General features: G+C 36.4%; 18 protein-coding genes and 1 pseudogene. 13 read left to right on the forward strand and 6 right to left on the reverse strand.

Annotated features, from left to right (window positions below; all coding sequences use genetic code 11):
* Window positions 1-37: 37 nt before the first annotated feature.
* Window positions 38-2,197 (forward strand): DNA internalization-related competence protein ComEC/Rec2, encoded by a 2,160-nt coding sequence (locus tag AC1ECF_RS01245; protein ID WP_480387564.1) that lies wholly within the window; start codon window positions 38-40, stop codon window positions 2,195-2,197.
* Window positions 2,198-2,407: 210 nt separating this feature from the next.
* Here AC1ECF_RS01245 and AC1ECF_RS01250 read toward each other — a convergent pair whose 3' ends face one another.
* Window positions 2,408-2,542 (reverse strand): YqzM family protein, encoded by a 135-nt coding sequence (locus AC1ECF_RS01250; protein ID WP_480387565.1) that lies wholly within the window; start codon window positions 2,540-2,542, stop codon window positions 2,408-2,410.
* A 153-nt stretch (window positions 2,543-2,695) separates the two neighbouring features.
* On the opposite strand from AC1ECF_RS01250, the gene holA reads away from it, so the two are divergent.
* The gene (gene holA, locus AC1ECF_RS01255; RefSeq protein ID WP_480387566.1) at window positions 2,696-3,700 is read left to right on the forward strand and encodes a DNA polymerase III subunit delta; all 1,005 of its coding nucleotides are present in this window, start codon (window positions 2,696-2,698) and stop codon (window positions 3,698-3,700) included.
* Between the two features lie 80 nt (window positions 3,701-3,780).
* Here holA and rpsT read toward each other — a convergent pair whose 3' ends face one another.
* On the reverse strand, window positions 3,781-4,029 hold the full coding sequence (rpsT, locus tag AC1ECF_RS01260) for a 30S ribosomal protein S20 (RefSeq protein ID WP_480387567.1): 249 nt from the start codon (window positions 4,027-4,029) through the stop codon (window positions 3,781-3,783).
* Between the two features lie 157 nt (window positions 4,030-4,186).
* Between rpsT and gpr the strand changes: the two genes are divergently transcribed.
* Both gpr and spoIIP read left to right on the forward strand, forming a co-directional pair.
* Window positions 4,187-5,200, forward strand: a complete 1,014-nt coding sequence (gene gpr / locus AC1ECF_RS01265) for a GPR endopeptidase (RefSeq protein WP_480387568.1) — start codon at window positions 4,187-4,189, stop codon at window positions 5,198-5,200.
* Between the two features lie 51 nt (window positions 5,201-5,251).
* Window positions 5,252-6,073, forward strand: a complete 822-nt coding sequence (spoIIP, locus tag AC1ECF_RS01270) for a stage II sporulation protein P (protein WP_480387569.1) — start codon at window positions 5,252-5,254, stop codon at window positions 6,071-6,073.
* A 108-nt stretch (window positions 6,074-6,181) separates the two neighbouring features.
* Here the strand turns inward: spoIIP and AC1ECF_RS01275 are convergent.
* From AC1ECF_RS01275 to AC1ECF_RS01290, 4 genes and pseudogenes are all read right to left on the reverse strand, one after another.
* Window positions 6,182-6,295: pseudogene (locus AC1ECF_RS01275) on the reverse strand (YjcZ family sporulation protein); the annotation flags it as partial.
* Between the two features lie 344 nt (window positions 6,296-6,639).
* A complete protein-coding gene (locus AC1ECF_RS01280) occupies window positions 6,640-7,824 on the reverse strand; it encodes a tyrosine-type recombinase/integrase (RefSeq protein ID WP_480387570.1) in 1,185 nt (394 codons plus the stop codon).
* A gap of 89 nt (window positions 7,825-7,913) precedes the next feature.
* Window positions 7,914-8,330, reverse strand: coding sequence for an ImmA/IrrE family metallo-endopeptidase (locus AC1ECF_RS01285; RefSeq protein ID WP_480387571.1), 417 nt, complete (start codon window positions 8,328-8,330; stop codon window positions 7,914-7,916).
* 5 nt (window positions 8,331-8,335) lie between these two features.
* Window positions 8,336-8,794: a transcriptional regulator gene (locus tag AC1ECF_RS01290; RefSeq protein ID WP_480387572.1), complete on the reverse strand. Its 459-nt coding sequence runs from the start codon at window positions 8,792-8,794 to the stop codon at window positions 8,336-8,338.
* 197 nt (window positions 8,795-8,991) lie between these two features.
* Between AC1ECF_RS01290 and AC1ECF_RS01295 the strand changes: the two genes are divergently transcribed.
* The 9 genes from AC1ECF_RS01295 to AC1ECF_RS01335 all read left to right on the forward strand — a co-directional run bounded on the left by AC1ECF_RS01295 (window position 8,992) and on the right by AC1ECF_RS01335 (window position 12,600).
* Window positions 8,992-9,204, forward strand: a complete 213-nt coding sequence (locus tag AC1ECF_RS01295) for an XRE family transcriptional regulator (protein WP_480387573.1) — start codon at window positions 8,992-8,994, stop codon at window positions 9,202-9,204.
* Between the two features lie 14 nt (window positions 9,205-9,218).
* Complete coding sequence (locus AC1ECF_RS01300; protein ID WP_480387574.1) at window positions 9,219-9,494, forward strand: hypothetical protein; 276 nt, start codon at window positions 9,219-9,221, stop codon at window positions 9,492-9,494.
* Between the two features lie 141 nt (window positions 9,495-9,635).
* Window positions 9,636-9,818, forward strand: a complete 183-nt coding sequence (locus AC1ECF_RS01305) for a hypothetical protein (protein WP_480387575.1) — start codon at window positions 9,636-9,638, stop codon at window positions 9,816-9,818.
* Window positions 9,799-10,017 (forward strand): YqaI family protein, encoded by a 219-nt coding sequence (locus AC1ECF_RS01310; protein WP_480387576.1) that lies wholly within the window; start codon window positions 9,799-9,801, stop codon window positions 10,015-10,017. The genes AC1ECF_RS01305 and AC1ECF_RS01310 overlap by 20 nt, the downstream gene beginning before the upstream one ends.
* A 118-nt stretch (window positions 10,018-10,135) precedes the next feature.
* Window positions 10,136-10,444 (forward strand): hypothetical protein, encoded by a 309-nt coding sequence (locus AC1ECF_RS01315; RefSeq protein WP_480387577.1) that lies wholly within the window; start codon window positions 10,136-10,138, stop codon window positions 10,442-10,444.
* A gap of 72 nt (window positions 10,445-10,516) precedes the next feature.
* Window positions 10,517-11,077: a host-nuclease inhibitor Gam family protein gene (locus tag AC1ECF_RS01320; protein WP_480387578.1), complete on the forward strand. Its 561-nt coding sequence runs from the start codon at window positions 10,517-10,519 to the stop codon at window positions 11,075-11,077.
* Window positions 11,078-11,090: 13 nt separating this feature from the next.
* Window positions 11,091-11,387: a hypothetical protein gene (locus tag AC1ECF_RS01325; RefSeq protein WP_480387579.1), complete on the forward strand. Its 297-nt coding sequence runs from the start codon at window positions 11,091-11,093 to the stop codon at window positions 11,385-11,387.
* A 20-nt stretch (window positions 11,388-11,407) separates the two neighbouring features.
* On the forward strand, window positions 11,408-12,121 hold the full coding sequence (locus AC1ECF_RS01330; protein ID WP_480387580.1) for an AAA family ATPase: 714 nt from the start codon (window positions 11,408-11,410) through the stop codon (window positions 12,119-12,121).
* Window positions 12,121-12,600, forward strand: coding sequence for a DUF669 domain-containing protein (locus tag AC1ECF_RS01335; protein WP_480387581.1), 480 nt, complete (start codon window positions 12,121-12,123; stop codon window positions 12,598-12,600). Before AC1ECF_RS01330 ends, AC1ECF_RS01335 begins: the two co-directional genes overlap by 1 nt.
* Window positions 12,601-12,632: the final 32 nt, after the last annotated feature.

A 12,632-nucleotide genomic window follows, 5' to 3' on the forward strand; every position in this document is an offset into this window, starting at 1 on the left:
ACTGATAGTATTATTACCCTTTCTGCTATATAAAAGGATGCACCTGGTTGTCTTATCTACCTATATCTTTCTTGGATTGCTTACTTTTGGACTTGTCAATGAAAGAATCCACCTCTCTGCAGAAACTGATATAAAAGAACTGACCTGGACAGAAGTTTATAAAATTAACGGCCAGACCATCAGAGGCTTTGCAGTTTCAGAGCATGGACAGAAGTGGTATGTTAAATGGAAGCTGAGAACGGAGGAGGAAAAAGTGTACTTTTCTTCTTATTCTCTGGCGGGCTCTCGTTTTGCTGTAGACGCATATCCTACTATGGAGGCTCCATATGCTCATCAGTATGCTTTTCGGATGGATGACTATATAAAGAGTAATGGAGCTTCTGGTCAGGTTGAGGTCGAGAATTATACATATATCGACAAGAATAATAGCTTTAGAACAATAATGGCCGATCAGCGCTTTCAACTGAAGGAGCACATTGGTAACACCTTTCCAAAGACGCTTCAAGCCGAGGCAGAGGCTCTTTTAATTGGAAGTAGGGAAGAGTTAGACGATGAGCTACAAGTTGCCTATCAAACGCTGGGGATTACTCATTTATTTGCAATCTCCGGTTTACATGTCGGTCTAATAGTGATGCTTTTATATGAAACTCTCTTGCGTGTTGGTGTTAGAAAGGAAGTTGCAAGTGTCCTTTTAATTGTCGCCTTGCCTCTTTATGCATTTATTGCTGGTGGAGCACCCTCTGTATGGAGAGCTGTTTCGGTTTCCTTAATTATACTAATCAGTGGGAGGGTCCGTAAGAAAATCCCGATAGAGGATGCCTTTGCAATAAGTATAATCGGCTTTATCTTTATAACTCCTTGGGTGATTTTCCAAATAGGCTTCCAATTATCTTATTTAGCAGCGTTTTCTTTAATTTTTTCTTCCAAGCTACTTCAACGTCAATCCTCCTATATCATTCAATCTTTCTTTATCACATTCCTTTGCCAGCTGATCGTCTTCCCCTTGTTACTCTTTCATTTTTTTGAAATTTCGATTTCCTCTTTTTTAGCAAATTTATTATTTGTACCTCTATTTTCTTTCATTATTCTTCCGATTAATCTGCTACTACTCTTTATCAGTTTTCTTTCTCCCCTTATTACTAGCATCTTGTTATCTGTTTATGAACCTTTTCGGTTGTTTCTGCAAGATGGGATACTCTTATTAGGAAGTCTGCCCTATCAGATGTGGAAACCTATGATGCCTCCTATTCCGATTGTTATTGCTGCATATATTGGTCTACTCTCTTTTTTGGTTATGTTCGAAGGGAAGAAAAAATGGAAGAGAGCTTTCTGTGTGCTCGTAATACCTATTATCCTTATACAGATTTATCCTTCTCTGGATTCTTCTACGAGAATTACCTTTTTAAATGTTGGGCAAGGTGATTGTATTGTTATCGAGCTGCCTTATCGGAATAAGACGATTATGATTGATACAGGAGGGCTACTTCGCTTTCAAAACGAAGAGGCGTGGAAAAACAGCAAAAACGAATATAAAGTGGGAGAGCAGGTAGTAGTGCCATTTTTGAAAGGAAAAGGAATTCATCAGCTGGATGCTTTGATCCTCACACACGCAGATGCAGACCATATGGAGGGAGCAGATGAAATTTTAGAGGCTATCAAGGTGAAGGAGATTCATATAAGTCCAGGCTCTTTGGAGGAAAAGACAATGGATGAGTTAAGAAAAGTAGCAAACCTTCACCAAGTGCCCATTTTGGAGAAGAGGGCAGGAGATTTTTTTCAGCTAAGTCCTTTCATCTTTACTTATCTATATCCGGAGAACAGCGATTATGAGGGAAATAACGATTCTTTAATCCTATCTATGTACAATAACTATTTTCATGGATTATTTTTAGGGGATTTAGAAAAGGAAGGGGAGCAGCGTTTACTTGAAATGTACGGAACATCCTTAAACGATCTCACATTAATCAAGCTAGGACATCATGGTAGTAAAACTTCGAGTGACCAGCAATTTTTAGAACACACGAAGCCAGATTTAGCAATTATTACAGCGGGCTTTCAAAATAGATATGGTCATCCTCACAAGGAAGTAACAGATAGATTAGATATGTTAAGCATCCCCTATTTTCAGACAGGAGAAGTAGGTGCGATAGAAGTAGAGATAACGAAAGAGGGGAAGGTCACTTATTTCATACATTAAAGCACTCGATATGTAGGCAGGTAAGTATCCGGTCTCATGGGAATTTTGAAAGGAAAAAAGAGTTGTCCCAGAAGTAAAAAACTCATGGGACAACCCTTTTCTATGACATTAGATATCTGCTATGTGGCATTGATCGTGCGGTGATCGCATTACAATGCCACCATCCTTGTCGTAAAGAGACCATCTCAACAAACTGTCCCTTTCTGGTTATTATCGAGCTAAAAACTCAATAACTACTGCAATTATAAACATAGTTGCAAAAAATCCAAAGGAGACTACAAAGCCTACGCCTGAGTCGATAGCGTCATTACGCTTCGACTGTACATTTTGTTCAAACTCATTCATTGCTACCCCTCCTATTTCCACCTAATTATATCGGATAGTACAAGAAAAATCTATATACATTACCTTCTTTTTCATCTAGCTGTCATTTTTTTCGCAAAACTTTCAACTGAAATACGTTATAATATACATATAATAAAAGCAAGGAGCTACGCAATGATCACAGAAAAATGGATGCAAATTGGAAAGGGAGAAATCTCACCGATATACTTATTATTTGGCTCTGAGGGCTATTTTATAGAGGAAACAATCAAAAGGCTTAAAGCTAACTTCTCTAAGGATTCAGAAAGAGAAGTTGTTACCTTTGATTTGGAGGAAACAACCATTGAGGAAGTAATATATGAGGCAGACACATTGCCTTTCTTTTCAGATAGTAAGCTTATTATTGCCAAAAATGCTTTCTTTCTTAAAGCGACAGAAAAAGGGAAGGAAAAGGTAGTACATAATCTTGCAATGCTAGAAGATTGGTTAAAAAATCCGTCTCCTACTGCTGTTACTGTATTTATAGCTCCTTACGAAAAATTGGATGAAAGAAAAAAAATTACGAAATCAATGAAACAGTATTCCAATGTAATAGAAGCTATTAGCCTTCAAGAGCATGACATAAAAAGCTGGATTGTCCAGGAAGCCGGTCGCCATGGAAAAACTATCTCGGATTCAGCAGTGCAAAGCTTGCTAGAGATGGGAGGCACTAACTTGGTCCATCTTCAAAATGAAATAGAGAAGCTAGCTACGTACATTGGAGAAGAGCATGAGATTGATGAGCAGACAGTTAGATTGCTTCTCGTTAGGACGCTAGAAGAGGATGTATTCGCTTTGGGGAATGCCTATTTATCTGGCAATAAAAGTGTGGCAATCGAGATTTATCATGATTTATTAAAAAGAAAAGAGGATCCGCTGAAGTTAAATGCTTTAATCGCCTCGCAAGTACGCTTGATGGCACAAATTAGTCATTTAAAGAAAAAAGGATACCATGCACAACAAATTGCCAACCAGTTAAAGGTGCATCCATATCGTGTGAAGCTTCTAATGGATCATCCTATGTTGCATCATGAACAGAAGCTTTTAAAAGCATTAAATGATATCGCAACGGTGGATTTACAGCTGAAGACATTAAGTGGTAACAGAGAGCGGATTCTAGAATTATTTCTATTAAGCTGAGGAAATGTTGAAGCAAGTGGTCCTTTAAAAAGAATTATAAATAAAGACTGGTCGATAAAATCGACCAGTCTTTTTTCAACTTACGCTTTTTTCATTAATTGAGCTTTTTTACGACTAGCTGCGTTTTTATGAATTAAACCTTTTGAAGCTGCTTTTTCAACTTGTTGAATTGCAACTTTAATAAGTTCTTTTGCGTTTTCATCGTTGTTAAGCACTGCAGTATCAGCTTTTTTCACAGCAGTACGCATAGCTGATTTAGCTTTTGCATTTTGAGCGTTTACGCTTTCCGCTTTCTTAACACGTTTAATAGCAGATTTAATGTTTGGCATACCTTTCACCTCCTAATAAGGTCTGAGATGATACAAGTTTTGTATACAGTTTTATACAACAAGCATTATTTTAACAAACGAAAAACTAAATTGCAATATATAAAGCCAAGAATATTTACTTGACAGTTAGACCAAACTAAATTTGAGGTGAAAATATATGTGGGGACGTACAGATTTATTAGATGAATCAGATGAAATGGTTAAACATCGTACGAAAAAACAAAAGGAAACATTAAAGGATTCTGAGGGTATAAAATTAGAGGAAACTCGTGATGGTGCAGTTCTTATCACATCTATTGAGGTAGATGAGGAAGGAGAAAAGAATATTGGGAAAAAGAAAGGGAAATATATTACCCTTACAGATTTAACCCTTTCTCCGGAGGATGAAAATAGTTTTAAGAATATCGCAAGAATATTTGTGGAAAAGCTGCATGAGCTTCAAAAATCCCTAAAGCTGAAGAAAAACCCAAAAATACTGATCATTGGCTTAGGAAATGCTTCAATAACCCCTGATGCAATTGGTCCGAAGGCTATTGAGTATTTGCAAGGCTCTGACTTAACCAACCAAGAGAACATGAAGGTTGTCATGTATGCCCCTGGTGTTACTGGTCAGACGGGATTTGAAACAAGTGATTTTGTGAAAGCGATTAGTGATGCTTTTCAACCAGACTTGATTGTCGTGATGGATGCTTTGGCTGCGAGAAACAGTGAAAGGCTTTGTAAGACAGTTCAAATTACGGATACAGGGATCCATCCGGGTTCAGGTGTTGGGAATCAAAGAAAAGAGATTTCGAAGGAAGTATATGGGGTTCCGGTAATAGCAATAGGAATACCAATGGTTGTAGACGGACCGGTTCTTTACGCGGATGCGATGGAGCAGGTAATACACCATATTGCTTCTAAGGTGGAAGAATCAAGCAAGCCATCTGCGGCATTGGCAGTTACACCCATGACTTCTAGTAAGAAATCTAATTTGGATAAGAAGGTGCTACAGCCAATTTTTGGAGAATGGGTACACTGGTCAACAGAAGAGAAGCGAAAATTATTTGCAGAAGTTTTTGCTGGAAAGAATCCTTCTTTATTCGTTACTCCCAAAGAAACAGATGCTTGGGTGGAAAACTATGCATATATGCTTTCAAGCAGTTTAAATACTTGGTTAACAGCTAATTAAGTTCTAAAATTCTCGCTCTCCTCATACGATTGTGTGAGGAGGGTGGATACTATGGCTAATTCCGTTAAAAAATTGATCAGTATTTTGTTACTTCTATTTTTGGCTCCTATTGTAATTGCGACACTCCAGACACCGCTTTCTACTGAACAGGTAATAGAAAAAGAGACGGTGAGAGAGAAAAAGAGCGAGGAGATACCTGTAGTCTATGCAGCACAAATTGATGCAAAACCAAAGGTAGAAGCTGTGGCAGAATTTATTCCGCCTAAAAAAGCGTTAGTCTATTTTACGCATTGGCAGGAAGCATTCAAGCCTATACTAGAGGACAAAGGTGAAAAGATTGCTACCTATCATCAAGAAACAAATATATCTGCCTTCGCAGAGCAAATAACTGCACAGTTTGCATTTAACCAGTTGGAAGCAGACTTTGTAGAAATAGATAAGCCATTTAATATTAAAAACTATCATGATATTCGACCTTATGTACAAAAAGCAATAGAAAAGGAACAATATGATTTTGTCATAGATTTTCATAGAGATGCCGCTAAGAGAAATATTACGACATTGCAGGTTGGGGAAGAATCCTATGCAAAGGTTATTTTTGTCATAGGTGAGGAGCATCCTAATTTTAAGTGGAATGCACAGATAGCCAAAGCAGTGTCAGATGAGATGAATAGACTCGTGCCTGGTATATCGAGAGGAACTTTGCCTAAGTATGGCAAGGGGGTAGATGGAGTTTATAATCAAGATCTTTCAAAGAATGCACTGTTAGTAGAGCTTGGAGGTCCCGATAATTCCGAAGTAGAATTAAATAGAACAATTGCAATCCTAGCGAGGGCTTTGTCAAATGTGTTTAATGAAAAGGTAACTTCTTAGGTATACGACCAATAATAGAGACAAAATACATGCAGAGGTTTTAGCCCTTGATGTATTTTGTCTTTTTTATATCTGTCTAGGGAGAAAATTATATAGCAGTGTTACATACTAATATCCACCCTTATATCCGCTATTTCCTGAAGTGATTACTGCACCTACAATAATTAGCAGTATGAAAAGCACAACAAGTAACGCAAATCCAGAATTGTTGTTCCCATACCCACTACGATTAGAATAGTTTTCTCCGTAGGACCCGCCTTGGTTATTTGACATAATTTAACACCTCCCAAATACTAGATATGATATAGTACGCAAATTATTTATAGTGAAATAGTTAATTAGTTTAGAAATGAGAGAGAAAATATAGATTTATATATGGGATAAATATTTATGGCTGTTTATTTTTGTAAAGTAGCCGGTTGTAATGACTGCTGGGCCAGCCATTCAATGAACTGTAAGGCATCTCTTTTTCTAGCTGTTGTAATATGCATTATCTTCATAGTATAATTCATAATAGTTTAATTTCCTCAAAAACCCTTATACATCAAGGGTTGAAGCCGTTAGGGCTATTGATTAGCCCCATTTTTAGCCCCAGCTGTGGCTAAGCTTTGGCTGAACAGTGAAACGGATTCCTGTTCCAACTCGATTAATACATGACCGTATATCTTATAAATCATATCAACAGTATTGCCTAACCTTTGGGCAATCTCTTTTACATTTTGCCCTTGGTTTAACAAAATCGTTGCATGTGTGTGTCTTAAACCATGAATAGTAAGATGACCAAGATTTGTTCTGTTCTTAATTTTGTTAAAGTGATACATACAATTGCTATTTGATATAGGCTCACCAGAGTCATGGTTTATAAATACAAAAGAATCATCATTTAATCTTTTTTGATTTTTCAGCAGAACCTGTTTACTCCAGACCTGATATGCTTTTAATTGTTTGATTACCAAATCGTCAACTAAAATAGTTCTATAACTATTTCGGGTTTTAGGTGGACGAACGCTTTTTTCATCTCTCGTCCTTTCAATGGTGATTGTTTTTTTCTTAAAGTTAATATTTTTCCACTGTAGACCTAATGCTTCCCCGCGTCTTATTCCTGTATAGGCAATTAATTGAAATAAACAATACATGTGTTCAGAGTGCTTTTTAGCATCATCAAGGAAAGTTATTAATTCCGATGGTGTTAAAAAGTTTTTTTGTTGTTCAGGGATAGAATCATCGGTGGATGTAATAGTTATTTTTGTGAAACGGTTACGAGAAAGTATTTCTTCTTCCACAGCTGCATTGATAGCAATTTTGAAGATGTTATGCCATAGATGTATGCTACTCGCCTTATATTTACCTTCTAAGGCGTTTAAAAACTCTCTTTGATAAATAGGTCTATCTAATTTTTGGAGCTTGTAATGGCCTAAAAAGGGCTTTAAATGAAGCCGTATAATTGTTTCCCTTTGTATCCGAGTGGTTAACTTCCATTTATGTTCATTCATTTCATACCAAATATCTAACCATTGCCCAACAGTCATAGCATCTTTTTCAATAATTTTTGATTCACCACGTAAAGTAGCTGCTTTTGTTTCCAAGAGGGCCATTAAAGCTACTTTTTCAGAAGTAAATCCACTTTTCTTCTTTTCTTTACGCCTTCCACTGGAATCAATATATTTATGTCTATACATCCACAATCTTTCTTCATTTGCATTTAGATAGGAATATAGCTCTGGATCCTTATTTGATTTTTGTAATTTCATTTATTACCATTCCTTTCATCACTTGGCGGCGCAATGTACAAGAATGGAAAAGAAACAAATGTTCTATTTATGTGTAAAAAAATATCGAATTAAAGATTGTTTTCTAATAATTTTAAGGGTACTCCATAATGCTGTACTGCCTCTTGAATAGTCAATCCATCACTAAAGTGTTCTTTAGAGAAAATCAATTGTATTGCAAAATAATTGGCTTCTAGTTCAATTAGGTCTGTTGAAAAGAAAGTATTTCTTCTCATAAAAGGTGTATGTGCATCTGGATGTAATAAGGCATGGCCTAGCTCATGCCCACAAATAAAGATTTTTTGCCCCTCAGTTGCATTTTCATTAATGTGAATGGATTTTATTCTATACGCTTTATTATAGTAGCCTAAGGTGTTCCCAAGATTCTCAGAAGTAACTTGGATATCCAAATAGGCTGCTATTTTAAATGGGTCATTAGTCTGATACTTTTTTATTAACTCATTAACCAAAGTAATGATAGATTGCATTTAACTCATTCCTGTTCGCGGTATTTATTAGGGGTGAATTTTTGTTTTGCTATTTTTTTTGCTACTCTTAATGAATTTTCCAAAGAAGATATTAATAATTCTCTATCCTCTTCATCCATATCCTCTAAAGTAGTCCCATCAAATGCTGCGAAACTGTTAGATCCTACTTCTTGAATCATTTTTTGTAGTTCTTTTTGGATATCTCTTTCATCTTTTGCTGTAAGTTCAATTTCCTTATGTTTCTTAACTTCTTCGCCGTTTGCCATTCTTTCTAACTCATCAGTAGTGATGTTTAGCTTTTTGCAAACTTTAAGAACGTTATCAACTGAAGCATTCCCGATACCTCTTTGAAGCATAGATCTTAGAGTTGTGTATGGCATATCTATACTCTCAGCAAAGGCTTTTTTATTAGGAAAGTTTTCTTCAATTAATTTTTCAATAATTTCAGTTCTAGTGTCTCTCAAAATTGTCTCCTCCGATTAGCAATGTACGATATTTCGTATTAACTAATTTCATTATATACATAATTATATGTTTGTAAACTAAAAAAATACGAAATTGAGAATTATTTTTAACTATTTAGTTGACTAAATACGAAATTGAGTATATTATGGTGTCAAGATACGAAATTGAGTATCAAAATTTGTAAGGAGGTGTCGAAGTGTTAAGAAATTTAAAGGCGGAAATGGTTAGAAACGGGATTAAAGCGAAAGATATTGCCGAATTTTTAGGTGTTAGAGATGCAACAGTTTATGACAAATTAAATGGGCACTACGTATTTTCTTTTAACGAAGCATTAGCCATTAAAAGACGTTTTTTTCCTGAACATGACCTGGAATATCTTTTTGCTAATAAAGAAAATAAGTCAGCATAAAACGGAAGGGGGTGATGATTCTGCCGATTGCTAATGTGCAAATAGAAGTTAACCAATCAGAGATTCGTGAGTACATTATGAAAAAAATTGATGAAGAAGCAAGAGAAACTCTGTGGTTTGTTGATGTAGACAAAATCGCCGAACTCACTTGTATGTCTAAAAGATATCTGGAACAAGAAATTCTATCCGATGTGCGTATGAGAGCTATTGAGCGCAGAAAAAATAAAAAGCGTTGGTATCCGGCAAAACAAGCTTTTGAAGTGATAGACGAAATTACAGCTAGTTGGTAAAAAATAATGCTTGGCGGCGTGATTATTAGAGGAAGGGAGAAAACTAATGAAAATAAAACCAAGTGAATGGTCAGCATTGTCACTGGAACAACGTCTTGCACTAATCAGTAATGCTATTAACAAGTCAGGGGGATTCAAGTGATGAAGAATACCATTTGGGAAGTCACTGTAAACACAGGTCAAAAATTCAGAATTGCTTCTGAAGGGTTCATGATTGATGAAGCTTTAAGCGAGTTCAGAAGGGTGCATGGTTATGAAGCAGTCATTTGTTCCATTAATTACTTTGCAAAGTTAGGTGAAATCAATGGTCCATCCACAAATTGAAAGGGCAATGCTAACCGGATATCCGACCAAGGAACATTTGGATTTTGAAAGAGAGGACCATCCTATTGAAGATTTCATGGGTACCGAGTTACAGGCTGGTGATCGTTACTTCCAGATAGATGATGACATCATCTATGAAGAGAATTTGGAAGATTACTTTATTGAGACATTAGGTGCACGTGCTTACGTAGCAAAATAAGGGGAGGTGAGTATGTGAGAACAACAGCGAAAGAGTGGTTATCTAAACCAGGTATTGAGCGCTACATGTTAATTTATGATGCTTATGTTAAAACACAAAAGAAAGGAAAGTGAAATTAATGGAACCAAACATTCCTACTCCACAATTCCTCGCTGATATATCAGAAAAGGGAAAGCGTGACTTCGAGCAAGAGGTCCTGAACGGTCCTATCTTTAAAAGATTTGTTAGAGCAATAGAAGATTCAGCGTTAGAGGGTTATACAGGTTATAAGCACCGGATCTATCCAGGAGAGGATATCAGAGCATTAAAAGTTATCCAAAAGGCATTAAAGGCAACTGGGTATCATTGTGAATTCGTGGATGTGAAAAAGAAAGGGCTCGTGTCAGATTATACTGAACGTTATTTTCATATCAAATGGAACAAATAAAAAGAACCTCTTGGCAGAGAGGTCCTTCACAATAACATTTTCCACAACATTATATCATAAGGAGGATAAATTATGAACAAACTTCAAGAAGTTGAACTTGCTGAAATGGAAGGTATCGATTTCTCAGCTAATGAGAAACCATACGAAATTAATAGCCTATCAAGTTTGAATTGGGCTTTCCGTATGTTGTCTGCATTGAAAGCAGAAGAAAAAACAACCAAACAACTCGCAGAAGAAGAACGTGCCCGTATAAATACTTGGGAACAAGGTGAGTTATCCAAATTAAACAGTCGTATTGAATACTTCCAGTTTGCTGTTTCTCATTATCACGCTAGACAGCTTGAAGAAAACCCTAAAGCAAAAACTATCAGTACACCTTACGGTAAAACAAAATCGACTACTAGCAAAGCTCAACCTGAAAAAGCTGATGAAACCCAGCTGCTTGCATTTGTGGAAGAGAACAAATTACCTTTCGTGAAAATAAAAAAAGAATTAGCATGGGGTGATTTGAAAAAGACACTGCAAGTCGTTGAAAAAGAAGGCAAACAAATTGTTATCAATGAAAATGGACAAGTCGTTCCAGGTGCTGCAGTAAAACCTCAAACTACTACTTTTAAAGTAGAAATAGAATAGGAGACAAATTCAAATGGCGAAAAAAATGTTATTTCAAAAAGAGCGTTGGTATGCAGATTCACATAAAGAAGCCGAGGAAATTGTAGCTGATGCAAAGCAAGATGAAGCATTAACTATGCAGAAGATCCATGAAAAGCATAACTCCAAAGGCTTCTATTACTTAGTGGATTTAGAACGCACATACAGCACTGCTAAAGAAGAAATGGAAAACCGTCCTGAAAAGGATGATACTGCAGAAGGTCAGTTATCTATTGAAGACGTAGAGGCTGAAGAAATTGTGGAAGACAAATCAGAAGAGGCACCATTTTAATAGAATAGGAGAGTCGAAGGATGAACATATCAAGCGCTAAAGATATTAAAACAGATGCTTCAACTTTTCTTATATACAGTTCTCCTGGAATGGGAAAAACAAGCACAATAAAGTATTTGGAAGGTAAAACCTTGTATGTGCCATTAGACAAAACACACAGTGTTTTAAAAGGCCAAGAGAACATCGATATTGTGGAATTTAACTCTCACCGAGCTTGGGAAGAATGGAACTCATTAATGAAAGATTTGGCAAAAGCGGATTTATCAAAATACGACAATCTAGTATTTGATAATATCTCGGAGCTTACTAGATCCATGCTAGCGAATTTAGGGCGAGATGGAAAAAACAATCGTGTTCCATCAATGGCTAACTATCAGCAAATAGATTTTTTCATTATCGATAGTGTGCGTTTCATACAGACACTAGGAAAACGTGTAGTGTTTACCGCTTGGGAAACAACAGATAAATGGGAGTTACCTTCTGGACAAGCTGTAAATAGAGCATATCCAGATATGCGTGACAAAATTTTAAATAACTTTATGGGATTATGCCAGGTAGTCGGTAAATTGGTCATTAATCCAGAAACGCAGAAAAGAGGGTTCTTGTTAGAGCCGACGGATTATCTCTTTGCTAAAAATCAATTAGACAATCGAAAAGCGTGTGCTCAAGAAGAACTTTTCAAGGTTGGTAATAAACCTTCCACAACTAAAGAAGAAAAAGGAGAGAAAAAATAATGTCATTCTTTAAATTTAATGAAGAAAACGCAAGTACAGGATTTGAGCTAGTAGCGGAAGGTAAATATGAAGCGGTGATTGTGAATGCCGAGGCTGGTAAGACACAGCAACAAAAACCAAAGTTATCAGTAGACTTTGAGATTCGTTCTGATGTTCCTCAAAATCATCAAGGGGCAAAGGTCCTTTATAATACATTCACTTTTGAACACGAAGTATCAGTAAGGATTGTAAATTCGCTGTTAAAGGCTTGTGGCTTTGCTCATAATCATGTCTTCACTTCACCAGAGGATATGGCTAAGCAGCTTATCAATAAAAATTTGAAAATTACTGTTAAGCACGAAGAATACGACAAGATGGTTGATGGGGTGAAACAGAAACGTACTGCTGCTAAAGCTAAGTATTATGATGTTTCTGATGTTAATCCTCCAGCTGCTACAGGTGGACCAATTACAGTCGGCGATTCTGATCTTCCTTTTTAAAGAAAATTTCATAGAGAGGTCTGTTTTTACGG

This window comes from Psychrobacillus sp. Z3-81 (assembly GCF_056620325.1).

Coding starts and splice junctions, on each gene's coding strand:
- AC1ECF_RS01245 (WP_480387564.1), top strand. CDS start 38: ATGCACCTGGTTGTCTTATCTACCTATATCTTTCTTGGATTGCTTACT.
- AC1ECF_RS01250 (WP_480387565.1), bottom strand. CDS start 2,542: ATGAATGAGTTTGAACAAAATGTACAGTCGAAGCGTAATGACGCTATC.
- holA (WP_480387566.1), top strand. CDS start 2,696: ATGATCACAGAAAAATGGATGCAAATTGGAAAGGGAGAAATCTCACCG.
- rpsT (WP_480387567.1), bottom strand. CDS start 4,029: ATGCCAAACATTAAATCTGCTATTAAACGTGTTAAGAAAGCGGAAAGC.
- gpr (WP_480387568.1), top strand. CDS start 4,187: ATGTGGGGACGTACAGATTTATTAGATGAATCAGATGAAATGGTTAAA.
- spoIIP (WP_480387569.1), top strand. CDS start 5,252: ATGGCTAATTCCGTTAAAAAATTGATCAGTATTTTGTTACTTCTATTT.
- AC1ECF_RS01280 (WP_480387570.1), bottom strand. CDS start 7,824: ATGAAATTACAAAAATCAAATAAGGATCCAGAGCTATATTCCTATCTA.
- AC1ECF_RS01285 (WP_480387571.1), bottom strand. CDS start 8,330: ATGCAATCTATCATTACTTTGGTTAATGAGTTAATAAAAAAGTATCAG.
- AC1ECF_RS01300 (WP_480387574.1), top strand. CDS start 9,219: ATGATTCTGCCGATTGCTAATGTGCAAATAGAAGTTAACCAATCAGAG.
- AC1ECF_RS01305 (WP_480387575.1), top strand. CDS start 9,636: ATGAAGAATACCATTTGGGAAGTCACTGTAAACACAGGTCAAAAATTC.
- AC1ECF_RS01310 (WP_480387576.1), top strand. CDS start 9,799: ATGGTCCATCCACAAATTGAAAGGGCAATGCTAACCGGATATCCGACC.
- AC1ECF_RS01315 (WP_480387577.1), top strand. CDS start 10,136: ATGGAACCAAACATTCCTACTCCACAATTCCTCGCTGATATATCAGAA.
- AC1ECF_RS01320 (WP_480387578.1), top strand. CDS start 10,517: ATGAACAAACTTCAAGAAGTTGAACTTGCTGAAATGGAAGGTATCGAT.
- AC1ECF_RS01325 (WP_480387579.1), top strand. CDS start 11,091: ATGGCGAAAAAAATGTTATTTCAAAAAGAGCGTTGGTATGCAGATTCA.
- AC1ECF_RS01330 (WP_480387580.1), top strand. CDS start 11,408: ATGAACATATCAAGCGCTAAAGATATTAAAACAGATGCTTCAACTTTT.
- AC1ECF_RS01335 (WP_480387581.1), top strand. CDS start 12,121: ATGTCATTCTTTAAATTTAATGAAGAAAACGCAAGTACAGGATTTGAG.